The following is a 26,810-nucleotide window of genomic DNA, read 5'->3' as shown; positions in this document are numbered from 1 at the left end:
CCTACGCTTCAACATTTTCTAATTTAATTCTTGGATCTATAATTACATACATAATATCCACAATTAAATTACATAGTATAAGAAGTGTGCTATAGAATATAGTTACTCCAAGTATAGTTGTATAATCTCTATTTGTTATTGTAGTTACAAACTCTCTTCCAAGTCCAGGTATAGCAAATATCTTTTCCACTACAAAGCTACCAGTTAATATCGCTGCAATCAATGGCCCTACGTAGGTTACAATAGGGATTAATGTATTTCGAAGAGCATGTTTAAACATGATTCTTCTACCATTAACTCCTTTTGCCTTTGCAGTTCTAATATAATCTGATTTTAAAACTTCTAAAAGTTTAGATCTTGTAAGTCTAGATATAAATGCTATAGAATATCCCGCTAGAGCTATCGAAGGTAAAATATAGCTCTTCAAGCTATCTAGACCCGTTATAGGAACTAAGCTTAGTTTAACTCCAAATACATACATCAATAGTGTAGCTATAACAAAACTTGGCAATGTAACTCCCAGAGTAGCAAGTACCATACATACTGAATCTGGCCACTTATTATATTTAAGAGCAGCAATTATCCCTAAAAGTATTCCGAAAATTAAGGAAATTGCTACAGCTACTCCACCAAGTTTAGCAGATGCCGGGAAAGAATAACCTATTATTTCTTGTACTTCTCTTCCTTTGTATCTCATACTTGGACCTAGATCCCCCTTAAGTAAGTCCTTTAAATACATAGAATATTGATCACCTAAAGATTTATCTAATCCATATTTTGCTTCTAAACTAGCCTTTATTTCTGGCGGTAGTGGCTTTTCACCATCAAAAGGTCCACCAGGCATTAATCTCATTAAAAAAAATGTTGCAGTGATAACTATAAATATAGTTACTACACTTATACCTAGTCTTTTTAGAATGTATTTAATCAAATTCTCACCCCCCATTTTTTATATGATATATATATATTGATTTATTCTCTCAATATTCCATTAATTTTTGTTTAATCCATTACTTTCTAATGATAAATTAATAACAATCTTCATATATATCTATATTTGACTATTTATTAATGGATTAATGTGCTTTGTTGCTCAATAAAACTAAGTAATTATATTTTTCAAAAAAAGAAAAGTGCCTTAAAATTTTGCACTCTTTAAGATATTTATTCACATTTAATTAAGGAAGTGATATCTAAACATCAATTTAAGACCTAGTGTATTTTAAGACAACTCTTTAAATTATTAATTTATATTTTTCTTTACAAAGATACCTTCCTTCATAATTATCTGCATGTTACCACTTCTTATGTCATGAATATCCTTTAATGGATTTCCATTCAATACAATAATATCAGCAAACTTACCTGACTCCAAAGTACCTGCTATATCATCAATTTTTAACATTTCTGCCCCATTTTTTGTAGCTGCTAAAATTACCTCCATATTAGTAAGTCCAGCTTTACAAAGAGTATACATTTCAGTTATTGCATATTCTCCATAGGGAGTTAAACTACTACAGAAGGAATCTGAACCTACCGTTATTCTTATTCCCTTTTTATTTGCATTTCTTAGATTACTTATTATACGATTTAGCTCCTTTTCAGCTACTGTCTCTCCCTCATAATCATCTAAAATTTTTCTATAGGGAGGCTCGTACACTGTAAACCACTGATAGAAGAATTGAAGGGTTGGACAAAAGCTTATATTCTTTTCCTTCATTATTTCTAAACATTCTTCATTTAATTCCTGACCATGGATTATAGCAGAAACTCCAGCCTTACATGAATTTAAAGCTCCTTCATAACCTTCAGCATGAGACCAAACTGGTAATCCAACCATATTGCATTCATCTACCACAGCTTGTATTTCCTCCATACAATAGTGAGATGCTGCTTTGGCATCATGTCTCCATATACCTCCTCCAGTAGACCATATTTTTATAGCATCAGGATTTTCACGTATTCGTTTTCTGATAGACTTACGCAGTTCCCATGGTCCATCAACTCTTTCTGCCCATGGATGTGAATCTTCATTATAGACCAATGGTAAATTATGCGAATCTCCATGTCCTGAAGTTCTACAAAACCCTAACCCTGTTGCAACTATACGTGGTCCTGGTATTATTCCTTCCTCAATCATATTTCTAAGATGAATTCCAGAACGAGAAATTTCACCTACGGATGTTAGTCCATGTTCCAAAGCTTCTCTAGCTTGAGCAACAGCTACAATTGTCTTTTGTATCACAGGCTCTAATACCCATTCTGTATCACTATCTGTTCTATTTCCGCTAAAATGTAGATGAGAATCTATAAGTCCTGGCATAATAGTTTTTCCTGATATATCTATTATTTCATAATTCTCTTCTATCTCTTTCATCACTCCAGCATAAGTAATTTTCTTATTTTCAACAAGAACTAAGGAATTTTCGATAGGTTCAGTTCCCAATCCATTTATTAATAGTCCTCCTATAAATGCTATACTTTTCATATTTTACCCCCTAAATTATGCATATTACTATGTTTTGCTTTGATATAGTCCAATAGTTTGCCTCAACTCATTATTATACCATATATGTAAAATTAAACAGGCTTAATTTTATGCTTTTTATGATTTATTTCATGATAATAAAATGAGTAGACAATAGTTACATTATCTACTCATAGTCTAACTAAGTAACTTAATTTAATTATATAAATTATTAACTAGTTATAAATTGACCACCATTTATATGAATAGTTTCTCCAGTTATAAATGAAGCCCCATCTCCAGCTAAGAATACATAGCTCTCTGCAATTTCAACAGGCTGACCTGCTCTTTTAAACAAGGTATTACTGCCGAAAGTAGATACCTTATCACTATGAAATGATGATGGTATAAGCGGCGTCCATACTGGGCCTGGTGCCACTGCATTTACTCTTATTCCTCTTGTAGCCAATGACTTTGATAAACTTCTAGTTAGGGCTGTTAAAGCTCCTTTAGTACAAGAATAATCTATTAAAGTTTCATTTCCTTCATAGGCTGTTACAGAAGTTGTATATATTATTGAATCCCCCTTCTTCATATGAAAGAGTACTTCTTTTGTTAAATAGAAAGCTCCAAAGAAGTTTGTATCAAAGGTTTTATGTAATTGCTTACTAGTTATCTCATTAATTTGTTGACACTCATGTTGTTCTGCTGAATTTGATACAAAAATATTTATAATTCCATACTTTTGCACTACTTTTTTTATAGCTTCCTTGCAGAAGTCTTCATTACCAATATCTCCAGAAATGAGTAAACACTCTCCTCCTCTTTCTTCAATAAGACTTTTTGTTTCCTTAGCATCTTCATGTTCGTTTAAATAGATTATACATACCTTTGCTCCTTCTTTTGCATATAGTATAGAAATAGCTCTCCCTATACCACTATCTCCCCCTGTAATTAAAGCTATTTTGCCCTTTAATCTGTCTGAAGTTTTATGATAATCATCTATTTCATAGATAGGTTTTGGTTTCATTTCACTTTCAATGCCTGGCTGTATATTTTGATGTTGAGGTTTAAACCCAATTGGAAAATTGTAGTCCATTTTAACACTCCTTATCTATATATAGAAATTAATGCTTTAACTCCATTACCCTTACTCTATCTGTTATTACTTTACTATATACCCTGTATGACAAATACAATCCTTAATTTCTTCTGGAGTTGCTGGACTGTTATAATTTACTTCCACTGTACCCCTTGCTATATCAACACAAACCTGTTGTACACCATTAATTTTATCTAAAGAATTATTTAACTTAGTTCTACTTTCTGAATTTACTAGTCCGGAAACATTATAATGTACTGATTTCATTTTAATTTACCTCCAATTATTAGTTTTCTAATATATTATCTTTTAAAAGAGCAATTTTTATGCATATAAATACTAATTCTAAACTATCTACATTTTATTTTTATAAATTAATCTATAAAAAAAGACACTACCCATGTAGCGTCTTTAAATCTTATATCTTATTCCTAAATAGCTTGGAGTTTACTTAATAAGTCATCTATTTTTAATCCGTGAACCATACATGCTTCTTCAAGAGTTTCCGCTTGTGCTGAAGGACATCCAACACAACCCATCCCAAAACCCATTAAAACTTCTGCTGCTTTCTCGTTTTGTCTTATTACTTCCCCAATAGTCATTTCTTTTGTTACTTGCATAACTATTACCTCCATTTTAATTTTGATTAACTTAGATATAAATATATATCATTAAACATAGTATACTACATTTCTACAGATTTAATTATTTAATTTTTATATTTATATTAATTCACCTATTTTTTTTATTAATGTCATACAACTTTTTAACGTAGTGTTAGTATCATCTAACCATGGATTAAATTCTACAAAATCCATAGATTTAACTAATCTAGTATTAAATATACTAGTTAATAACTTTTCTGCATCATTTATATTAAATCCATTTGGAACTGGAGTTCCTGTACCCTTTATTAATTCCGGATCTACAGAATCTATATCAAAACTAATATGAATATTTTTTATTTCTCGTGCTTTTAAACCTTCCAAAAGATCTTTACACACTTTATCTACACCTATTTCTCTTACTTTATCCATAGTCCAAACAGTTAAATTTTTATCTTTAATTAATTGAAGTTCACCTTCATCTAAATCTCTTGCTCCAATTATAAATACATTTTCCTTTTTAACTTTTATACCATTAAAATATAAATTTGTTAAAGATTCATCTCCAAAACCCATGGATGCAGCTAATGGCATACCATGAACATTTCCTGTAGGACTTGTCTCAAAGGTATTTATATCTCCATGAGCATCAATCCATATTACAGCTAAATCTCCCTGGAAATATCTACTTGAGCCAGCAACACTTCCCATAGCTAAAGCATGATCTCCACCTAAAGTTATAGGAAAACCTCCACCGCATAGGGAACTATAAACTGAATTAGCTAAATTCTCAGTTACTTCTATAATTTCATTAATGTATTTTGCATTTACTCCGGCCGCAAAAGGTTGCTTATCCTTTGTATTATTAACATAAATATTTCCTAAATCATATACCTTATTTTTATGATTTTCTAGTAATTCTTTAATTCCACTTTCTCTTAATTCATCTGGTCCATTTTCTACCCCTGCTCTATCACAACCATAATAAAGAGGTACTCCAATTAAGTTAATATCCATATAAATCCCCTCCGTTAAAATGCCACTTATGTTATATTAGCATTCAGTCAAATTTTACTTTCAAATCCCTATTTTTATTATGTATCTATCTAATATAACCTAGAAATTTATCAGCAATTATTACTTTATTCCAAAACTAATAAAATTACAATAGAAAACTAATATTTATTTTATCGAATATATATATTTTTATATATTAACTGTTATAATATTCACTGTTCTAATGGATAATTATGTGGTTAACTTTAAGGTTTTATAATATATGTAATAAAATTCATTTCATTTTAAAGAATATCTTGTAAAATTTTCAATATATTAAACTTATCATATATTCCATTGCCTTTTATTAAAATATGTATTTTTATACATACATCAAGTTATAATTAAGGAATACTTTCTCAAATGTAATAAAGCCTATTTCAATATTATACTTGAAATAGGCTTTCTATCTATCTTTTTTTATAAAGAGTTATCTCTGTTTCTCCCTCTTGAAATTTAGCGAGTTCTGGTACAAGATTAGTAAAATGTATTGTATTGTTATGTAACTTTATTGCTTCTTCACTCTCCCAAACCTCAATAAATGCAACTTTATCACTATTTCTTAAATCTTCATAAAGATCATACTCTATACATCCAGTTTCTTTCCTACTTTCTTCTATAAGTTTATTCGCTAAATTTTTAAATTCTTCTTTTTTATCTTCCTTTATAGTCTTTTTTGCTACAATAGTAATCATCTTCATATACCTCCAATATAAATTTTTTAGTTAATGTTCACCATAATATCGCCCCATACCTGCTTCAAGGTTCATAGATTTTAACCCTAACAGAATAGAGAAATATAAAAATAGTTAAACAGCCTATAAAAGAATTATATCACCTTTACTAAAATTTACATATAAAAATGAGGACTTAAAACAGCTTTCACAGATGCTTTAAATCCTCATACTCTAGTTTTACCCAGATAAAATTCGATTATTTTTCTATTATAGTTCCTGTAATACCATGTAAAGCTTCTTTAGCTTTTTCTAGTGAAGTTATTAAAGCTTTACCATTATTACTGAATTTAACATAGTCCATACATGCTTCTACCTTAGGTAACATTGAACCCTTAGCAAAATGGCCTTCTTGTATATATTTACCAGCTTCTTCTAGATTAATTTCTGATAGTTCTTCTTGATTTGGTTTGTTAAAGTTTATACAAACTCTATCAACAGCTGTTAAAATAACTAGCATTTCTGCATCTAGATCTTTTGCAAGTTTTGCACTTGATTTATCTTTATCTATAACTGCTGCAACACCTCTAAGAGATCCATCAGATTCCTCTACTACAGGAATACCACCACCGCCAACAGTAATAACTATAGTACCTTGTTCAACTAATTGTTTAACTGTTTCAAGCTCTACAATTTTTTGCGGCTGTGGAGATGCAACTACTCTTCTATATCCTCTACCTGAATCTTCTACAAATGTAAATCCTTTTTCTGCAGCTATCTTTTCAGCTTCTTCCTTACTATAGAACATTCCTACTGGCTTACTTAAGTTTTTAAAAGCTTCATCATTTTCATCAACTACAACTTGAGTAACTACTGTAGCAACATTTTTTCTAATTCCTCTAGATATAAGCTCTGTTCTAATGGATTGTTGTAAGTGATATCCAATGTATCCTTGACTCATGGCACCACATTCTGCAAAAGGCATTAATGGAGTATTTGCTCCATTATTTGCTGCAAATTCCATAGCTAAATTTATCATTCCAACCTGTGGACCATTACCGTGTCCAACAATTACATTATAGCCTTCTTCTACTAAATCAACGATGGTTTTTGCTGTATGCTTAACTAAATCTAATTGTTCTTCAGCTGTTTTTCCTAAGGCGTTTCCCCCTAAAGCTATTACCAGTTCCTTCATTTAATTCACCCCATATATAATTTAAATATAAAATATGTTGAGACTATTATATTTTTATCTATTCCTTAAATATAATATTTTATTGTTTAGCTAATTAAATAATAGGGTAAACCCCTTCCTTTCTTAATTGTAAGAAAGGGGTTTAATTATTATAGCCCTATAGTTGCAGCCATAACTGCTTTAATTGTATGCATTCTATTTTCAGCTTCATCAAATACTACAGATTGTTTTGACTCAAATACCTCATCAGTAACTTCCATTTCTGTCATTCCAAATTTTTCTCCCATTTCTTTTCCTACTACAGTTTTTAAATCATGGAATGCTGGTAGACAGTGCATGAATATAGCTTCTGGTTTAGCATTTTCCATAGCAGCCCTATTTACCTGATATGGTCTTAGCTCTTTTATTCTTGCTTCCCAAACTTCATCTGGTTCTCCCATAGATACCCAAACATCTGTATAGATAACATCTGCATTCTTTGTTCCAACCATAACATCTTCAGTTAATGTTACAGTACATCCATTTTCCTTTGCAATTTCCTTGCAAGTTTCAACTAGCTCCTCAGCTGGGAATAATTCTTTTGGTGCACAAGCTGTAAAATTTAAACCCATTTTTGCACAAGCAACCATTAAAGAATTACCCATATTATTTCTGGCATCACCCATATATACAAAGTTAATTCCTTTTAATCTTCCAAACTTCTCTTCTATAGTCAATAAGTCTGCAAGCATTTGAGTTGGATGGAATTCAGTTGTTAATCCATTCCAAACTGGAACTCCTGCATAAGCTGCTAACTCTTCAACTATTTCTTGGTCAAAACCTCTATATTCTATACCATCATACATTCTACCTAATACTCTAGCTGTATCTGCAATAGATTCCTTTTTACCCATTTGAGAACCTGTAGGTCCTAAATAAGTAACACCCATACCTAAATCCATAGCTCCTACTTCAAAAGAACATCTTGTTCTAGTAGAATCCTTAGCAAATAATATTGCAACATTCTTTCCCTCTAAATTTTTATGAGATACTCCAGCTCTCTTTAAATTTTTGAAGTCCTTAGATAAGTCTAATAAATATCTAATTTCCTCTGGTGTAAAATCTAATAATTTTAAAAATGAACGTCCTCTTAAATTAATTGCCATTGTTATACTCCCCCTAATATGTTGTTTTTACATAATTTTATTTTATTCTTCTTCGGTATTTAATTATTGAATACTTAAAGAAGATTTTTTATTTTACAAATATATTATATTTTTAGTTAATTTAAAATACAAAATAAATATTGGTTATATTTGTGTCATTAAACCTCACGAATCAAAGGCATAGACATACATCTAGGACCTCCACGTCCCCTTGATAATTCGGATGATGGTATAACATGAGTTTTTATCCCATACTCTTCCAATATCTTGTTAGTCACATAATTCCTTGAATATACAATAACTTCGCCTGGTCTTATACATAAAGTATTAGAGCCATCATTCCATTGCTCTCTTTGTGAAATTACATAATCTCCTCCACCACATCGAATTAGCTTTACATCGCATTCTAAATATTTCGACAATACCTCTTGTAATGTCATACTTTCCTTAGTAATTTTCACTTTTCCATTTTCCCCTTTAGTTAATTCAAATATTTCAAGAGGTCCTTCTATTTGTGGGTGAATAGTGAATTTATCATAATCAACTTGAGTAAATACTGTATCTAGGTGCATATATGCTCTAGTCTTTGGTATCTTAAATGCTAATACAGTTTCGATTTTTGTATCTGGTGTTTCAAAGAATATTCTCTCTGATATTTTTTCAATAGCCTGTGGAGCCGTTCTTTGAGATATTCCAATTGCAAGAACCTTTTCAGATATATTAAGAATATCTCCCCCCTCTATATTATAATCAAAATCTCTGTCATAAAGCCTATTAGTTCCCTTAAAATCAGGATGATATTTAAATATAAAGTGTGCATATATAGTTTCCCTATTTCTTGTTTCAGAATACATCCTATTTAAGCTTATTGAATTTCCAATTGATGCAAATGGATCTCTTGTAAAATAAAGATTTGGCATTGGATCAGTAATAAACGGATATGCCTCATTTAAAAAATCCTCTAAATGCCTTGCTTTTGCTTTCTTCAATTCTGACTTACTAATTCCAGCCATAGTCTTTCTAATTAACTCTTCATTACAATTAAAACTAATTAAATAGTTATATAATTCTTCTTTAACTTGTTCACTTTCTACTTTAGCTTCTTTTATAAACATTTTAATAAATTCATCTTTAACATCTGGGTCTTCCATTACTTTTGCTGCCAATTCATGTAAATATACAACTTCTACTCCATTGTCTTTTAAAACCTGTGCAAAGGCATCATGTTCTTCCTGTGCTACTTTTAAATAAGGAATATCATCAAATAATAATCTCTCCAGATATTCCGGTGTTAAATTCTCAATTTCTGCACCAGGCCTATGCAACAAGACTTTTTTTAATGGTTTAATTTCGCTTGTAACATTTATTCCCATAACTCTTTCCTTTCTTATACAATATTTTGTTAATTAAAATTACTTTATTTAAATTAACAATTTTTTATTTATAATATCAATATCCCATAACCTAAGTAATAAATTAAATTATGTAATATTGTTTTACGCAAGTAAAAGTTTACACTCTATATATTTTTAGCCTTAAATAAACCTAAACTATTGGTTATATAAATTTCTCCATTTTTATCAATTATTTTTTTTATATAACCTTCAAATTCTTTTTTCTTAGAATCTATAATGTCTAATATATTTCCAGGTATAGAATAAATATATTCTAATATATTATTGGTGTCATTAACTATAAGCTTATCATCATACAAAACTTTCTCTACTGTATTAAAATACTTATTAAGTATATTTTCTCCATTCTCCAATCCAAATTTATAAGATAACTTATCTTCATATATACGTATATTGCTGCTAAAGCTTAACATTAATTCTTGTAACTCCTTTAAATGATTACTTCCAATAGTAGAACAGTATACTACTCCATTGGGTTTAATAACTCTTTTTATTTCAGCCAGAGCTAGATCTATATCTTTCATAAAAAATAATATATGATTAGCAATTACTACATCAAAACTATTATCATCAAAGGGTAATGAGTTTAAATCAGTTATTATAAAATTAAACCTTTTTGAATTATCTCGTAAATTTGACTTTGCTTCATTTATCATATCTTCACATATCTCTGTTAGAGTAACCTCTATACTCTCATGTAGATTGTCCATATTTTTAGCCCATAGAACTCCATTACCACAACCTATTTCTAAAACCTTATCTTTCTTTTTAATTTTCATATTATCAAATACCCATGGATACCAACCATACCTATTTGTTGAGAATCTATCCATTAACTTCACACCTTCATTTAAATTAGATGCATCTCTACTACGTTGCAGTAATTCCTTTTCACTCTCTAAAGATTTTATTACGTCAATAGCCTCTTCCCATTTCATATTAGAGTTCTCATTCATACTAAATTCAGCAGTTTCTATTGCATTTAATACTACCTTCATATTATTCATCTTATTTTTAATAATACTTTTCTGAAGTTTCAGAGAATTCATCATATCTTCTTTCTTATAATCACAGTTTTCTGTGCTTATAATTTCATCCAGGGATAATCCCAAATACTTTAAAGCTAAGATTTTTTTTAATTTTATAAAATCTTCATCAGAGTAAAATCTATATCCTAGGTTATTAGTATATGATGGCTTAAGAATTCCTTTGCTATCATAATATCTAATAGTTCTAATGGTAACTCCTGCTTTCTTTGCAAATTCCCCAGTGGTGTAAAATTCATCACTATTCATATTTATCCCCCCAAAGCAATCGTATACCTTACCCTATATTAATATAATAGAAGGTTACGTAAGGTAACTGTCAATACCTTTTTATGAATTTTATTACATTTATACAACTTACTTAGTGTTGTATGTAATAATTGTATCATAATTTTGCATAATATTCTTACTTTTTTAGTTAACTTCAAATTTTCTATCTAATACTTATATTTTATATAATTAAAAAGACAGAATTAACTAGTTAAATCTAGCTTTCTATCTTTTTATACATTAATTATATAATTTCATGTCGGCTATAAACTCTAATACTTTTTCCTTATCCGTTGCCCATGATGTAACAAGACGAATAGCCGATTTCTCTTTATCGATTTTTTCCCAAATTATAAATAAGTATTTTTTTTCAAGATTGTTAATTAAGTTATTAGGGAGTATAGGAAAAATTTGATTACTAGATGAATTTATCATAAAACTGTACCCAGCATCTTCAATACCCTTTTTAAGAATTTGAGCCATATTATTAGCGTGAGTTGCTAAATCAAAATATAGATTATCTTTAAATAATTCTTCAAATTGAATTCCTAATAATCTTCCCTTTGCAAGTAGAGCTCCCTTTTGTTTAATATGGTATCTGAAATCCTTTTTTAAAATATCTCTACATATAACAAGAGCTTCTCCCATTAAAGCTCCACCTTTGGTTCCACCTATATAAAAGGCATCTACTAATTGAGCTAATTCATAGATTTTCATATTATTTTCACTAGAACATAGTGCAGAACCTAATCGTGCACCATCAAGATAAAGGTATAAATCGTGTTTTTTACACACTTGACTTAACGCTTCTATCTCTTCTCTTTTATATATTGTTCCTATTTCTGTAGAGTTCGAAATATAAACAAGTTTTGGCTTTACCATATGTTCATCAGTATGCTCTTCAATTACAGCTTCTATATTTTTTCTGGTTAATTTTCCATCTTCCACATCTATGGAAATAACCTTATGCCCTGTAGACTCAATGGCTCCAGTTTCATGAACTAGCACGTGACCAGTATTTGCTGCAATTACCGCTTCATGAGGTCTTAAGAAGGCTGATAAAGCAGTAAGATTAGTTTGGGTTCCTCCAACTAAAAGATGAACATCTACATCTTCTCTTCTTATTTTTTCCTTAATTAACTTAATAGCTCTTACTGTAAATATATCTTCTCCATAACCTTCACTCTGCTCCATATTACACTTGATTAATGCCTCTAATATTCTTGGATGTGCTCCTTCACTATAGTCATTTTTAAAGCTATACATAATAATACTACCTCCATTTTTTCATATTCTATCACTTTGCCATGGAAATATCAATAAAGGCTAAATAGACTTATGAAAGGGGTTCTTATTATGATTTTGCACTTATTACATATATGTTAAATATTGTGCATTTGTCTTTAGTAAAGAAATATATTTGTGTATACTATAGATAAATTAATTTTAAAATTGTTATTTAATATAATAAAATATGCTAATAATTAATATAAGGATGTGTAATATGAATATAAAAAAATTAATAATTGTAATGATTTTACTAATACTTATTATAATTTTCTGTTATTGGCAAAATAATAATATAGTTGTAACTAATATAGATTACGTAAACTCAAAAATTCCTAGTGGTTTTAATGGATATAAAATTCTTCAAATTTCGGATTTGCATAATAAAGAGTTTGGAGCTAATCAAAAAACTCTAATATCCTTAACTAAAGAAATTAATCCAGATATAATTGTAGTTACTGGTGATTTAATTGATAGCCGAAGAACAAATAAAGATAATATGAATATAGCTAAATCCTACATAAAATCAGCTGTAGATATCGCTCCTGTATACTACGTATCTGGAAATCATGAATCAAGATCAGATTTATATGATGAATTAAAAATCATCTTCGAAGAGTATGGGGTCATAAATGTGGATAATACTCATAAAAATATACAGTTAAATGGCGCTACTATTTCTCTTTTGGGACTAGCAGACATATGTTTTAATCCCGTAGATAATTACGAGTACCCCAACCCTACTTTTAGTTTTGAAAAGATATTAGGTAATTTAAAAACTGAAAGTAAAAATAATTTTACTATTCTACTTTCTCATAGACCCGAACTAATTACACTTTACTCCAAAGAAAATATAGATTTAGTCTTTTCCGGTCATGCCCATGGTGGACAAATTCGCCTTCCATTTTTAGGTGGAATTATAGCCCCAGATCAAGGTTTTTTTCCTAAATACACCAATGGAATCCACAGGTTAAACTCTACATCTTTAGTAATTAGTAGAGGGCTTGGTAACAGCCTAGCTCCTCAAAGAATATTTAATCGACCTGAATTAGTAGTTGTAACTTTATCAAATGAATAAATTATTGATTAATGGCTTATGGATAAATTTCCATAAGTCATTATTTGTATAAGAAGAATTATAAGTGAAATAAAACACATACTAACCTAGAGGTGATAATATTGAAACACATATTAATAACTGGTTGTGGTTCTGGTCTTGGACGTAAAGCAGCTATAACCTTGGCCAGTAGAGGTCACTATGTTTACGCAACCACTCATACTGATGAACAGGCATACAAATTAAATATGTTAAATAAAAAATGGAAACTTCCCATTGAAAGCTTTAAGTTAGATGTATTATGTAAAGAAGATAGAGAAAAAGTAAGAGACTTACCTATAGACGTACTAATAAATAATGCTGCCATAGGAGATTCTGGCTCCGTAGCTGAGATAGATGTAAACAGATTTAGGGCTACTTTTGAAACCAATGTGTTTTGTCCTATAGAATTGACTCAGATCATTTTAAAAGGAATGATAAAAAGAAGAAAGGGAAGAATTATATTTCTATCTTCCTTAACTGGTCGCATGGCTATACCATTTTTATCACCCTACTGTTCTACTAAATTCGCCCTTGAATCCATTGGATATTGTTTAAATAAAGAACTTAAGCAACTTACAAGAGTGAATATTCCTGTAATCTTAATTGAACCTGGTTCCTATGCTACAGGTTTCAATCAATTAAATATAAGTAAACAGTTTAATTGGATGAAGGTAAGCTCATACTTTAAAAATAGAATAAATAAATTACAGAGGAAACAATATCTATACTTTAAACTAACTGAATCATCTAATTTGGATAGCATAGTCATGAAGTATGTAGCTGCTACAGAAGAACCTCACCCTAAACTTAGATACATAGCTCCTTGTGTTCAGGGCTGTGTTGTAAAAGCTAAAAACATATTAAAAAACTAATTATAAGGAGGCCCATAATGAATAGCAAATATAACAATAACTTTGAAGAAATTCTATTTAAGCCAAAAGATATTATTTCTTCTATGGATGATGATTTAGACTATGTAACTACTTTAAATAAAGATCTAGATCATATAAAAATTAATGATGATTTCTCCAACGAAGAACAGGTTAAGGATCAACATACAATTCAAACCCAAAACTCTAAAAATATACTAATAGATTCATTAGGTAAAACAGAAAAAGGTCATGAAACTCTAAGTAATCTTAATAATAGAAAAGACTCTGTAAATCTAAATAGCTTACCTTTAATGAATAAATAAATGAAGCCGTAAAATGACTATGTGACATTCATATCATATAGTCATTTTTATATTTATATATTGATAATTAACTTTTTCTAAGGATGACTTTCTTCATTGGAATATTTATTAATTAAATCATATTTTAGCGTCCATAGTTCTTCAGATAAATCTACATAGTAGTTGTGAGGATTTTTAAGCCTCAAAGACTCCTCCCAGAGGGTTTCAACCTGTCCTTTGCAATACTCTCTAATTTTCTGAATACTAGGACATGAATATACACATTGCCCTTTATCAAAGATTTTCACTTGTAATTCTTTCACATAATAGTCTGTTAAAACAGTTTTCTTCCATGTATGAACAGGGTGAAAAAGAATATATGGCTTACTTTCATCTACAACTTCGTCCCTTAAGGTAAGTAAATCACCTACTGCTTTATTAGTTTTCTTATGATAAAACCTATACAATTTTTTAAAACCAGGATTAGTTACCTTTTCTGGATTTTCACTTAATTTTATTTTAGACTCTAATTTGTTTTCACTTTCTATAGCTACTAACTTATATACTCCTCCAAATACAGGATTAGATTTAGAAGTTATTAGATTTTCTCCTACTCCAAAGATATCTATCTCAGCACCCTGTAGTAACAAGTCACTAATAAGGTATTCATCTAAGGAATTAGATGCAGTTATTTTACAATCTTCCATGCCAGCTTCATCTAACATTTTCCTAGCAGCTTTTGAAAGATATGCAATATCACCACTATCTAACCTAATTCCCTTTAATCTATTTCCTTTAGGCTCTAATATTTCCTTAGCAACTCTTATTGCGTTAGGTATACCACTTTTAAGAGTATTGTAGGTATCCACAAGAAGTACACTGGAAGTGGGATAAACTTCTGCATAAGCCTTGAATGCTTCATATTCACTATGAAAACTTTGAACCCAACTATGAGCCATGGTTCCTAGAGATGGAATTCCATATAATTCTTCTACCATTGTACATGCAGTTCCAAAACAACCTCCTATATAAGCAGCTCTTGCTCCTAATAATGCTCCATCATAACCTTGAGCTCTTCTAGAACCAAATTCTAAAACATTTCGCCCCTGAGATGCTCTAACAACTCTGCTTGCTTTAGTAGCAATTAAACTTTGATGATTTATAGTTAAAAGTAGCATGGTTTCTATTAATTGCCCTTGAGGAATTGGCCCTCTAACAGTTATTATAGGCTCATTTGGAAATACTACCGTGCCCTCTGGAATGGCCCATATATCACATTGAAATTTAAAATCTCTTAAATACTCCAAAAAACCTTCAGAAAATATTCCTCTTTCCCTTAAAAAGCTTATGTCTTCTTCAGTAAAACTCAAAGTATTTATATACTCTATAAATTGTTCTAATCCAGCAATTATTACATATCCCCCATCATCAGGAATTTTTCTAAAAAACATATCAAAATATGCTATTCTATCCTTCATGCCCTTCTTTAGATATCCATTACCCATAGTCAATTGGTAAAAATCCGTTAACATGCTTAAATTTCTCTTTATATTTACACAACCATCTACTCTAGTATTCATATGTTAACAAGCTTCCTTTCCTTAGTTCTCCTATTAACCCTTATTAAATCAAAGACTTATAACTAAAAATAAATATATTATTCTTAGTTATTTCTTAATTCTTGGATTATTATACTAAGGACTATTCTAACAAATTCTTAGTTATATTAACCTAAAGCATTACCCATCTTTTAGTAATGCTTTAATCTTGTCCATACTAAAGTCTTCCTCTACTATTTTATAATACCTTCTTTTTTGGTCATTATAGTTTACTATAATCTCTTTTTCATTAATCCAAGCTATATCAATTCTTATTGGACCTGTTGACCCATCTTCTTTATATGAGCCTATAATTGTCATAAAATATTCCGCTCCATAATCACTACTTCTATTTTCCTTCATTTTCACAGTCTTCATATAATCTATAAATTTCATTGTCTTTTCTTCTTTATATATATTCCATGATTCAGATGAATCAATTCCTCCTTTTAAAGAAAAAAAGGTGACACTAGTACAATTATTCATGTTATACCTATTTATAATAAACTCTTCAAAAGTTCCCTGTTTAGGATAAATGACATATATTATCCCTATTGCTACTATGACTAACATTCCTATAAATATCTTTCTTTTCATTTCTCCTCCTATATAAAAATATTGATATGTTCTAAATACTTATTTTACCTCTGCATAGATAAATTTAGATGTAATTCATATTTGCTATATAAATTGTTCATACACACCTTAATTCCATCCATTATATTCCTATATTGAGAATAATTATACGCTATGCCATACTTATATTCAATATAATTTATAATGTAATACAAACACATTTATTTACTAGCAATACAAATAAAATAACAATTTAAAAAATTAAGCTACCTTCTTAAACCACCCTTATCTAAAATCCATTACTTAATGGTACTTTCTATTTTTTTTCATTGAAATATTATTATAGTATAAGAATATAAATTTGAGGAGATGTATATATGAGAGTTGGAGTATTAATGGGTGGAATTTCCTTTGAGCGAGAAATATCCCTTTTATCTGGAAAAGAAATAATTAAAAACCTAAATAGAGATAAATATGAAGTAATTCCTATGATTATAAACTCTAAAAACGAAGTTATAGATAAAATTCACGACTTAGATTTTGCTTTTTTAGCCTTTCATGGGGAATTTGGAGAAGATGGTGCTATTCAAAGTATTTTGGAAAGTGTAGGAATTCCATACTCCGGAAGTAATCCTTTGACTAGTGCCCTTTGCATGAATAAAAAACAATGTAAGCGAATTCTTAAAGCTGAGGGTATTCCTATAGCAAAGGGAATTAATCTATACAAACATGAAGGTGTAAATTTAAAAGAGATAGAAGAATTAAAATACCCTATGATAGTTAAACCTAACAGCGGTGGTTCAAGTATTGGAATTTCTTTAGTTTATAGCAGAGAAGAACTTAGGAATGCTATTTTAGAAGGATTTAAGTATGGTGATGAAATAATTATAGAAGAATATATAAATGGTAGCGAGTACACCGTTCCCCTATTGAATGGAGACACACTACCTATCCTATCTATAATCCATAAAGGAACTTTCTTTGATTATGAATCTAAGTACAATGATACAGATACCTTAGAGGAAGTAGCTATTCTTTCAGAATTCCTTGAAAATGAAATCAATGAAATATCTAAGAAATGTTATAGAATCTTTGATTGTAAAGCCTACGCAAGAGTAGATATAATGGTGAGTAATGATAAACCCTATGTAATAGAACTAAACACTTTACCTGGTATGACTAAAAATTCTCTATTCCCCAAAAGTGCAAAAGCTGCTAACATGGAATATTCAACTTTACTAGATAAGATTATTGAATTTTCATTAATATAATAATATACGAGGTGAGTAATTGCCTCACCTCGTATATTACATCTTTTAATAAGGCAATTCTTAAATTAATCCCCTACTCCAAAATCTGTATTTTCAAATAACACTTCAATTTTACTAACATCCTTAAGGAAATTATATTCCTTTTCAAACCAACCTATTAATTCTTCATCTCTCTTAACATCCGTAGTATTTTCTGTAAATATATTTATTGTTACATAATCAAAATGACTTAATGCTATATCACTATCTCTTTTAATCATTTCTTTACTTTGCCCTTTTATTCCTACCATTAAGCATACTGAACTAAAATACGTTCTAACTTCATTATAGTCTTTAAACCTAGCATTTTTATTTAACACTAAATTTCTAAAATTGTTATCAAAACTTTCAACTCCAATTTTAAAAATAATTTCAATTCCAAAGAAATCTCTCATTTCTTGTAATCTACTTCTATAGCACCAATGGCTTTCTAAGAACATCTTTTTTATATGCTTTTCTCTTACTATTTTTCTAATACTTTCCAAGGTTTCAATAGGTAACTCAAAGCAACTTCCTGAATTAATCACTTCTAAGGTACCATATGTTCCTTTTACTTCCTTTAACACCTTTTTATTTATATCATTGATTTCTGAAGAGTTTGTTGAATTATCCTCTATATAATCACAAAATGTACACTTCCCCCAAACACAGGGAAAAGCCTTTAGTAATACTATTTCTCTTTTATTTTTCCCTGTTATTATATTATATCTATCCATACTATTCATCCCCAACAATATTGCTTTTAATATCTAATGGTAACATTTTAATAATTGTAAAAACTAATCCAAAGCTCACAGCTTTATCTAATAAATCTGTAAAAATCTGAGTAGAAAAAACTGCTGTAATAATACTAATTCCAGAGTTTTTAAGTATTGCAACTAAAATACTTGAACCTGAGGAAGTTACACCTTGAAAAACAAAGGAAGCAATAACTGCTGCTGTTGCTGATCCTAAAACTGTAACTAGTAATATCCTTAAAATCAACTTTAAAACTCCAACCTTCTTACCTCTAAATAACATTCCTGTACCTATACCCACTACTAATTGTACTGGTAAAAAATAAAATGAAATAGGATCAAAGGTTATACCATTAATAATTGATGATAATCCTCCAACCACAGCTCCACTTACTGGTCCAAATACTATTGAAACTAAAATAGTTCCTATAGTATCAATGTAAATTGGAAGTTTTAATGATAATGCTATAAATCCTCCTACTAAGTTTATAGCTACGGCTAAACCCATAAAAATAATTCTCTTATTCTTTTTACTATTCATATTTCTAACCTTCCTCCTCTTAATTTAGTCCATATTTAGAATTATTTAAAACTGCTATTATATCTTCTTTATGCTTTGGAAAAATTCTTGTTAGAAACATTTCCATAAAACCTTTTGAATTTACTTCTGTTAACACTAGACAATTTGGTTTTTCTCTATAAAAATCCCCTTCATCCACCAGTGTCATTCCTATAGCTTTTCCCTCTGTAACTATATCTACAAAATATTCCTTTCCAGAGCATAATTCAGGATCAATAAAATATGCTACTGCTAGTGGATCATTAATTACACATCCTAAGGTTCTTTCTTGGTTCCAATGAAAGTCCACATAAAATTTAGTTATCTTTACAATTAACTCTCCAAGAGGTTCATTAAACTGCCTTATCATCTCAATATAATTGGGAGTTAAAACACATTTTCTAGTAACATCTAATCCCACCATAGTAATCTTCCTTTTTAATTCCTTAAAGACTTTTTCTACACCATGAGGGTCAACCCAGAAATTAAACTCTGCTACTTGAGAGCAATTCCCAAAGCTCTTAAAAGCTCCTCCCATAAGAACTAACTCCTTCATCTTTCTTGTAACTTCACAATCTTTTTCTAAAGCTTTTGCTATATTAGTTAAAGGACCCAATGCGATAATTGTGATATCCTCTGATTTTAACTCATCTAGAATAAAATTTACGGCACCTTCTTTATAGGTTACCTCCTCTACCCTTGGTAAGAAACTTTCTCCAAGTCCATCACTTCCATGGGTATCCTCTGCAGTAATTAATTTTCTTTCCATAGGTTCGCATTCCCCAAGATATACTGGTATATCTAACCTATTTAGTTCTTTAAGTATCTTTAATGCATTTTCTGCCCCTTTTTTTCCATGAACATTCCCTGATACTATAGTTATACCCTTCACTTCTAGCTCCTTTGATTTTAGTGCAAGAATTATAGCCAATGAATCATCAATTCCTGGATCACAATCTATTATTACTTTTCTCTTGTCCATCTTTTCTCTTCCTTTCTTAATGAAAACATAAAAAAATGCCTTGAGCTCCATCCCAAGGCATAAAAAATACAACCTAAAAAAGGTCGCACTAAGGGTATAGCACGACCATATAAGTCTTATTCCCTAGTTTTTTATAGAGGGATGGTTACGAACCTCTCCCACAGAATTCTGTGGATTTTTTATTAAATTCTTAATTTAACATATCATATTTTATACTTCATATCAACTGCTTATCTATAATTATGTATATTCTTATTTAAAGAGCATAACCACTAATCCTTGAACTATACCTATTGCAGCTCCTAAGATAAAGCCCAAAACTTCAATATGTTTTAATTCCTTTTTAGCTACATTTATAATAATTCTTTCAAGTTCTTGTAAATCCAACTCATTTATTTTTTCTTCAACCATTTCTTTAATATCTACTTTATCTTTGATATGATTAACAGCTTCACTTTCCATTTCCTTTAAAGCCTCATCAACTTCTTCCTCTATAATGTTATTAATTGGCCCTTGAACCATGATCCTAAAGGGTGTTGGCACAAAATCCATCTTTCCTGCCACTAAATTTCTTATTTTATTTTTAACTAACTGACTAAATATAATTTTATCCTCTTCTGTGATTGCATTATTTATTATATCGTCAATTGATAATAACTCCTTTGCCACCACTTCTCCAATATTTTGTGCTATTTCATTTTTTCTCTTTGGAATTAATCCTACTATCTCTAAATTTATTAATGGGATTTTAATTGGATTAATTGGTCTAAACATAAGCTTTATAGCTAATATGTTTGTTACCCATCCAATAACCCCTCCTACTACTGCTAATAAAAATACAATAACTAAACTATTCATGATGTCCTCCTAAGTATTTCAAAATTTCTATTAATATTCTACAACAATTATTCTTGTTTTTCTATTGAAACTAACTTATTTTTCTAATAAACTATTTTTAAGTGATTCTTTTGTTTGGTTTTGTAAAGATAACCAATGCAAACTTGAATCTTTTTTACTTTGTATTCTTATGATAACTTTTATAAGAATACAATTAATAAAAAAATAGGTGGTGTTAAATATGATATTTTCTACTCTAATTATAAATAAGGATGAACCTATTTATATGCAACTAGAGACACATATCATTAATGGAATAAAAAAGGGTGAATTAAAAAAAGATAGTAAACTACCTTCCACAAGAGAAGCAAGTAAGCTTTTAAACATAAGTAGAAATTCTGTCATTGCTGCCTATGAAGAACTGGAAAGCAAAGGAATAATAACTACTAAGAGGGGTGTTGGTACCTTTATTTTAATGGAGACTGAAAACACCTGTGAAGAATATAATATTAATTTTATGAATATGATTAACAATTATGCTGATACCCTTAGAAATCTTGATATTATTAAAAGTGAACTTACCTATAAAAACAATATGATTTCCTTTAAATCTATTGCCCCTGAACCTAGTCTCTTTAATATGGATGACTTTAAAAGAGCTCTCTTAGATGCTTGGACTTATGAGGAAGAAAACCTATTAAACTATGGATATGCTAAGGGATATGCCCCTTTAATCCAATATTTTCTTCAGTATATGGAGGAAAAAAGAGTTAATACTGAAGGTAGAGATATATTAATCACTAACGGTTTTACTGAAGCCTTTGATATTATTATAGGTTCTTTAACTAAAAAAGGAGATATAATCCTTTGTGAAGAACCTACCCATAATACAGCATTAAAAATTATGAAATCCCATGAAATTGAAGTTATCCAGGTAAAAATGAATGAAGAAGGTATGGATTTAGAAGATTTACAAATGAAGCTTGAAAAGTATAATCCTAAATTTGGATATATAATCCCTTCTTATAATAATCCTACAGGTATTGTAACCAAAACCAAACGAAGAAAAGAAATTTATAATCTTTTTAGACAGTACTCTGTACCTATAATTGAAGATGGATTTAATGAAGAGCTTCTATACTCTAGCTCTCCCATCGATCCCATAGCATCATTAAGTGGCACGGGTAATAGTATAATCTATATTGGCAGTCTTTCTAAAATACTCTTTCCAGGCCTTAGAATTGGATGGATTTTAGCAAGTAAAGATTTAATTGATGTTTTAGAAAGTGTAAAAAGAGGTAGAACCATTCACTCTTCTTTCCTTGATCAAGCTTCCTTTTACTATTACTTAAAAAGTGGAGCCTTTAGTAGGTATGTAAAAAATGTAAGAAAATATTATAGAGATAAGTATAATCTGGTTATGGAAATGATAAATGAATACATCCCTTATGAATATGTTACTGGAGAAGGTGGCCTTCATATATTTATTAAGCTTAAAAATAATATAGATGCAAGACAACTTCTAGATATATGTTATAAGGATAATGTGCTATTTATGCCTGGTGATATCTTTTATATAAATAGTGGCAAAGGCAAGAACTGCTTTAGAATAGGCTTTGGTAGAGTAAGTGATGAAGATATCAAAGTAGGAATAAAAATAATTAGTGATAATATAAAAAAGCTAAGTAAACCACCTTATCAATAAATCCTGTACTAACTGGTTCTTGTGATTTAATGTAATTATACTAAAATAATAGTATAAGGTAAGTTTCACTTGATATAACGAAGTAAATTCTTAATGAATATAACTAAAATAGCTTACTAGAAATAATGAAAGAAATTACGAGGTGTAACAATGGAAAAAATAATGAGACCTGTATGGGCTGAGATAAATTTAGATACAATAGCCACTAACACAAAAAATATAAAAAAATTAGTTGGAGATAAAGAGCTCATTGCTATCGTAAAAGCAGATTGCTATGGACATGGAGCTGTAGATGTTGTTCCTACCCTTTTAGAAAATGGCGCCTCTAGACTCGCTGTAGCAATGCTGACAGAAGCCATAGAGCTTAGAGAAAATAATATTAATGCTCCTATAGTAATTTTAGGATATACTCCTTTATACTTAGGCGAAGAGCTAATAAATTATGATATTGAGCAAACAGTATATGATTTAGATTATGCAAAGGAACTATCTAAAATAGCCTTAAGCCTTAATAAAAAAGCTAAAATCCATATTGCCATAGATACTGGTATGGGTAGAATAGGATTTCTCCCTGGTGATGATACCGTTAAAACTATAAATGAAGTTTATAACTTAGAAGGTTTAGAAGTGATTGGAATATATTCTCACTTCTCCACCTCTGATGAAAAAGACAAATCCTATGCCAATGAACAACTTTTTAAATTAAAAAAGGTTATGAAGGATTTAAAAGCTCTTGGAATTGAAATTCCGTTAAAACATATTTCTAATAGTGGAGCAATTATAGATATGCCTAAAACTTATTTAAATGGCGTGAGACCAGGCATTATACTTTATGGTTATTACCCTTCTAAAGAAGTTTCTAAGGATAACCTTTCAGTAAAACCAGCTCTAACTTTGAAAGCAAAGGTAGCCCATGTAAAAGAATTGCATAAGGATATGTATATAAGTTATGGTAAAACCTTTAAAACTAATAAAAAAACTATTGTAGCTACACTACCAATAGGCTATGGAGATGGTTATCCTAGATCATTAAGTGAAAATGCTAAGGTAATTGTTAATGGTAAATTTGCTAGTATTCTAGGTAGAATTTGTATGGATCAGTGTATGATTGATGTAACAGACATAGAAAATGTAAAAACTGGTGATGAAGTTATTATTTTAGGTGGAGAGGGAGACTTAAAATTTAACGCTGATGATATGGCAGAAGCCTTAGGCACAATAAACTACGAAATTCTTTGCAGAATTAAATCCAGAATTCCTAGAGTATATATTAAGAATAAAGAAGTATTTAAAGTTAGAAATACCATATAATGAAAAAAGTCTTGTCATTTCTAAATGACAAGACTTTTTTCATAGGTAATATATATCATGGACATTTAGTCCTTATAATTTACATATATAACATTAAAACATTTTTACCATTCTATATAAATATTGAGAAAAATACTTTTCTTCCTTTTCAAATTTATAATCTAAGTTTTCATAGAACTTTCTTACTTTCTCATCCTTAGCTAGCAGTGAACAACCTTTATATCCTTTTTCTTTAGCTATCTTTTCTGCTAACTTCATTAGTTCTTTTCCTATTCCAAGACCTCTAACTTTTTTAGTAGTTGCTAAGTTTGCTATATATAACTCTCTATCTCCACCCTCTTTTAAGTACATTCCTAAAATAAGGTCCTTTATAAATTTTACTTTTCCTTTAATTCCTTTTATCATATGAAGTAATTCAAAACTAGTTTTTGTATCTAAATCAGATATTTCTTCACTGTTTAAAAGAATTATAGCTCCACAGGTCTTTCCATTTAGTTCTGCTACCTTTATATTCAAATATGAATATCTAGATTCCTGACTTAATACTAGCCATTGAATCCTATTTAAAATTTCCTCTTTAGTGCCCTGGCCCCAAATATGATCTGGTGTTTCCTCAGTATCATATATAAGACCAGCGATAATGGGGGCATCCACCTCCGTTGCATCTCTTAATGTTAAGTTTTTCATAATTATCCCTCTTTCATGAAATTTTTATTTAAACTTCTTAATTCTATTATATTATTATTAGAAAAATTAATTAAGGCTTTAAATCTGCAGTATTTAGTACTTTTATGCTATTATTGAATTCTTACTAATTTATACAATTATCCTATTAGTACTTATTAATGCCTACAATAAGTATTTTCTATAATATCTACTTCTCACTTCATTCTCTTAATTACAAAGTCTTTACTAGGATTAGTATGAGGGTATGTTTAAAAGCAAAAGTTATTTTATTACTGTATTTACTTTTTCAACTACTATGGTATAATATTTATGTATATATGTAATAATAAATATATTGAATATTATTATATTTAAAATAAATTAATGCAAAGAAAGAGGTTGAGTCGAATTGTGTAAAATGGTAGTTCTTGTAAGTGTTTTAGGTTAATAACGGGATAGCTGCGCCCTTTTTTACCTAAACATTTGAATAGAATTATCTTTTACAGGATAAGACTCTTTTTTCATACTCTAAATCATATATAATTTAAATTAGTATCACTATACTATTATTATTATAGCTAATATGTGATCTAATTATTTTCACTGATATGATTTAGGATATAATTTTCATTGCATTAATTTACATGAATTTTAAGGAAAGAGCAAAGCCTCTTTCCTTTTTTATTTTACGGAGGTATATAGACATGAGTATATTAAATATTGAAAATATAAGCTTTAGTTTTGGAGATAAAACTATTTTTAAAAACATGTCCCTTAGATTATTAAAGGGCGAACACGCTGGTCTTGTTGGAGTTAATGGTGCTGGTAAGACTACCCTATTTAACATTTTAACTGAAAGGTTAATCTGCGATGAAGGTACTTTTACTAAAGCTTCTTCCTGTAAGATTGGATATCTTAAACAAAATTCTGATATAAACGAAAATTTAACCATAAAAGAAGTCTTAAGGGAAGCCTATAGAAATCTTTATGAATTAGAAGAAAAGCTCTTATCCATAAGTAATAAATTAGCTACCGGAGATGTAGATGACTATGATAAATTAATCAATAAATTAGGTCATCTTCAAGATAGGCTGGATTCTAGTGAATTTTATAATATTGAAAAGCATATTGAAACTATGTGTAAAGGGCTTGGTATAACTGCCCTTGGTATGGATACTCCCTTTAAAAATTTAAGTGGAGGTCAGAAAACTAAGGTTATGCTAGCAAAACTACTTCTCGAAGCTCCTGATATATTACTTTTAGATGAGCCTACTAACTATTTAGATAAAGAGCATATAGAGTGGTTATCTAAATATCTACATGACTATAAAAATGCTTTTGTGGTCATATCCCACGACACTAGCTTTTTAAACAAAATTACAAATGTAATTTTCAATCTAGAGTTTTCCTCTATAAAAAGGTATATGGGAAATTATGATAACTTCTTAAAACTACAAGATGAGGAAAGAAAAAGATATATAGCTGAATATACTGCTCAACAAAAGGAAATTCAAAAGCTTCAGAACTTTATTGATAAAAATAAAGTTCGTGCTTCTACTGCAAAAATGGCTAAGGGTAGACAAAAGGCTCTTGATAAAATTGAAAAACTAGAAAAACCAAAAATAATTTCACCTAAACCTAGTTTTTCTTTTAATTTTAAAAGAACCTCTGCTTCCCTTGTGATGAAAAGCTCTAGTCTAACCATTGGCTACAGCTATCCACTTATTAAAAATCTTGATCTTACTTTAAAAAGAGGTGAAAAAATTGCTATTACAGGTTGCAATGGTATAGGTAAATCCACATTTTTAAAGACCATAATGGGAGTAATACCTCCAATAGATGGTGATATAAAACTTGGAGATTATCTGTACCCAGCTTACTTTGAGCAACAGGTTCATGGTTCAAACCATACTCCCCTTGAGGAAGTTTGGGATTCTTTCCCTAAAAAATCTCAGAGCGAAATAAGAGCAGCCCTTGGTCGTTGTGGTATTAAA

Annotated in this window: 26 protein-coding genes and 1 riboswitch; of the genes, 7 read left to right on the top strand and 19 right to left on the bottom strand. The window is 29.6% G+C overall.

Translation table 11 applies throughout. The features are described from left to right. Position 1: 1 nt before the first annotated feature. The 12 genes from B3630_RS00395 to B3630_RS00340 form a co-directional block, all read right to left on the bottom strand. Positions 2-931: an ABC transporter permease gene (locus B3630_RS00395; RefSeq protein WP_346894510.1), complete on the bottom strand. Its 930-nt coding sequence runs from the start codon at positions 929-931 to the stop codon at positions 2-4. 312 nt (positions 932-1,243) lie between these two features. Further along, positions 1,244-2,488 carry a metal-dependent hydrolase family protein gene (locus B3630_RS00390; RefSeq protein ID WP_346894508.1) on the bottom strand — a complete coding sequence of 415 codons (1,245 nt, stop codon included), beginning with the start codon at positions 2,486-2,488 and terminating at the stop codon, positions 1,244-1,246. Positions 2,489-2,699: 211 nt separating this feature from the next. Further along, positions 2,700-3,566 (bottom strand): SDR family oxidoreductase, encoded by an 867-nt coding sequence (locus B3630_RS00385; RefSeq protein WP_346894506.1) that lies wholly within the window; start codon positions 3,564-3,566, stop codon positions 2,700-2,702. A gap of 66 nt (positions 3,567-3,632) precedes the next feature. After that, positions 3,633-3,836, bottom strand: coding sequence for a cation transporter (locus B3630_RS00380; protein ID WP_150843782.1), 204 nt, complete (start codon positions 3,834-3,836; stop codon positions 3,633-3,635). Positions 3,837-4,000: 164 nt separating this feature from the next. Then, positions 4,001-4,189 (bottom strand): DUF1858 domain-containing protein, encoded by a 189-nt coding sequence (locus B3630_RS00375; protein WP_346870986.1) that lies wholly within the window; start codon positions 4,187-4,189, stop codon positions 4,001-4,003. Positions 4,190-4,291: 102 nt separating this feature from the next. Beyond that, positions 4,292-5,191, bottom strand: a complete 900-nt coding sequence (gene rocF, locus B3630_RS00370; RefSeq protein WP_346894504.1) for an arginase — start codon at positions 5,189-5,191, stop codon at positions 4,292-4,294. 449 nt (positions 5,192-5,640) lie between these two features. Then, positions 5,641-5,925 carry a putative quinol monooxygenase gene (locus B3630_RS00365; protein ID WP_346894502.1) on the bottom strand — a complete coding sequence of 95 codons (285 nt, stop codon included), beginning with the start codon at positions 5,923-5,925 and terminating at the stop codon, positions 5,641-5,643. Positions 5,926-6,163: 238 nt separating this feature from the next. Then, positions 6,164-7,099, bottom strand: a complete 936-nt coding sequence (gene arcC, locus B3630_RS00360) for a carbamate kinase (protein WP_346894500.1) — start codon at positions 7,097-7,099, stop codon at positions 6,164-6,166. 149 nt (positions 7,100-7,248) lie between these two features. After that, positions 7,249-8,244, bottom strand: a complete 996-nt coding sequence (gene argF, locus B3630_RS00355) for an ornithine carbamoyltransferase (RefSeq protein WP_150843778.1) — start codon at positions 8,242-8,244, stop codon at positions 7,249-7,251. A gap of 158 nt (positions 8,245-8,402) precedes the next feature. Further along, positions 8,403-9,635: an arginine deiminase gene (gene arcA / locus B3630_RS00350; RefSeq protein WP_346894524.1), complete on the bottom strand. Its 1,233-nt coding sequence runs from the start codon at positions 9,633-9,635 to the stop codon at positions 8,403-8,405. Between the two features lie 128 nt (positions 9,636-9,763). Beyond that, positions 9,764-10,954, bottom strand: a complete 1,191-nt coding sequence (locus tag B3630_RS00345; RefSeq protein WP_346870991.1) for a MerR family transcriptional regulator — start codon at positions 10,952-10,954, stop codon at positions 9,764-9,766. Positions 10,955-11,215: 261 nt separating this feature from the next. Then, positions 11,216-12,241 (bottom strand): low specificity L-threonine aldolase, encoded by a 1,026-nt coding sequence (locus tag B3630_RS00340; RefSeq protein ID WP_346894498.1) that lies wholly within the window; start codon positions 12,239-12,241, stop codon positions 11,216-11,218. 238 nt (positions 12,242-12,479) lie between these two features. Between B3630_RS00340 and B3630_RS00335 the strand changes: the two genes are divergently transcribed. The 3 genes from B3630_RS00335 (at position 12,480) to B3630_RS00325 (ending at position 14,556) form a co-directional block, all read left to right on the top strand. Next, complete coding sequence (locus B3630_RS00335) at positions 12,480-13,340, top strand: metallophosphoesterase (RefSeq protein WP_346894496.1); 861 nt, start codon at positions 12,480-12,482, stop codon at positions 13,338-13,340. A 101-nt stretch (positions 13,341-13,441) separates the two neighbouring features. Continuing rightward, positions 13,442-14,233, top strand: a complete 792-nt coding sequence (locus tag B3630_RS00330) for an SDR family NAD(P)-dependent oxidoreductase (RefSeq protein ID WP_346894494.1) — start codon at positions 13,442-13,444, stop codon at positions 14,231-14,233. Between the two features lie 17 nt (positions 14,234-14,250). Continuing rightward, positions 14,251-14,556, top strand: coding sequence for a hypothetical protein (locus B3630_RS00325; RefSeq protein ID WP_346870256.1), 306 nt, complete (start codon positions 14,251-14,253; stop codon positions 14,554-14,556). Between the two features lie 77 nt (positions 14,557-14,633). Here B3630_RS00325 and B3630_RS00320 read toward each other — a convergent pair whose 3' ends face one another. Beyond that, positions 14,634-16,115 carry a nicotinate phosphoribosyltransferase gene (locus B3630_RS00320; RefSeq protein WP_346894492.1) on the bottom strand — a complete coding sequence of 494 codons (1,482 nt, stop codon included), beginning with the start codon at positions 16,113-16,115 and terminating at the stop codon, positions 14,634-14,636. Between the two features lie 159 nt (positions 16,116-16,274). Beyond that, positions 16,275-16,730 carry a hypothetical protein gene (locus B3630_RS00315; protein ID WP_346894490.1) on the bottom strand — a complete coding sequence of 152 codons (456 nt, stop codon included), beginning with the start codon at positions 16,728-16,730 and terminating at the stop codon, positions 16,275-16,277. Between the two features lie 356 nt (positions 16,731-17,086). Between B3630_RS00315 and B3630_RS00310 the strand changes: the two genes are divergently transcribed. After that, complete coding sequence (locus B3630_RS00310; RefSeq protein WP_346894488.1) at positions 17,087-17,980, top strand: D-alanine--D-alanine ligase; 894 nt, start codon at positions 17,087-17,089, stop codon at positions 17,978-17,980. Positions 17,981-18,045: 65 nt separating this feature from the next. On the opposite strand, the gene B3630_RS00305 is transcribed toward B3630_RS00310, so the two are convergent. The 4 genes from B3630_RS00305 to B3630_RS00290 form a co-directional block, all read right to left on the bottom strand. Then, entirely contained in the window at positions 18,046-18,735 is a 690-nt protein-coding gene (locus B3630_RS00305) for a radical SAM protein (RefSeq protein ID WP_346894486.1), read from the bottom strand. 1 nt (position 18,736) lies between these two features. Continuing rightward, complete coding sequence (locus B3630_RS00300) at positions 18,737-19,297, bottom strand: ECF transporter S component (protein ID WP_346894484.1); 561 nt, start codon at positions 19,295-19,297, stop codon at positions 18,737-18,739. Between the two features lie 19 nt (positions 19,298-19,316). Next, positions 19,317-20,297, bottom strand: coding sequence for a nucleoside hydrolase (locus B3630_RS00295; protein WP_346894482.1), 981 nt, complete (start codon positions 20,295-20,297; stop codon positions 19,317-19,319). A 117-nt stretch (positions 20,298-20,414) separates the two neighbouring features. Next, positions 20,415-20,459, bottom strand: a riboswitch (PreQ1 riboswitch). A 90-nt stretch (positions 20,460-20,549) separates the two neighbouring features. Continuing rightward, the gene (locus tag B3630_RS00290) at positions 20,550-21,155 is read right to left on the bottom strand and encodes a DUF445 domain-containing protein (protein WP_346894480.1); all 606 of its coding nucleotides are present in this window, start codon (positions 21,153-21,155) and stop codon (positions 20,550-20,552) included. Positions 21,156-21,375: 220 nt separating this feature from the next. Here B3630_RS00290 and B3630_RS00285 point away from each other — a divergent pair, with 220 nt between their 5' ends. After that, entirely contained in the window at positions 21,376-22,839 is a 1,464-nt protein-coding gene (locus tag B3630_RS00285) for a PLP-dependent aminotransferase family protein (RefSeq protein WP_346894478.1), read from the top strand. 150 nt (positions 22,840-22,989) lie between these two features. Then, positions 22,990-24,150, top strand: coding sequence for an alanine racemase (gene alr, locus B3630_RS00280; protein ID WP_346894476.1), 1,161 nt, complete (start codon positions 22,990-22,992; stop codon positions 24,148-24,150). 93 nt (positions 24,151-24,243) lie between these two features. Here alr and B3630_RS00275 read toward each other — a convergent pair whose 3' ends face one another. Beyond that, the gene (locus B3630_RS00275; RefSeq protein WP_346894474.1) at positions 24,244-24,837 is read right to left on the bottom strand and encodes a GNAT family N-acetyltransferase; all 594 of its coding nucleotides are present in this window, start codon (positions 24,835-24,837) and stop codon (positions 24,244-24,246) included. A 683-nt stretch (positions 24,838-25,520) separates the two neighbouring features. Between B3630_RS00275 and B3630_RS00270 the strand changes: the two genes are divergently transcribed. Further along, on the top strand, positions 25,521-26,810 hold a 1,290-nt coding region (locus B3630_RS00270), incomplete at its 3' end, for an ABC-F family ATP-binding cassette domain-containing protein (protein ID WP_346894472.1).

The sequence above is a fragment of the Clostridium sp. UBA7503 genome, assembly GCF_002477055.1.
Taxonomy (GTDB): Bacteria; Bacillota; Clostridia; order Clostridiales; family Clostridiaceae; genus Clostridium_J; species Clostridium_J sulfidigenes.
The sequence above is the reverse complement of the archived record's forward strand: the minus strand, read 5'-3'. Positions and strand labels throughout refer to the sequence as shown.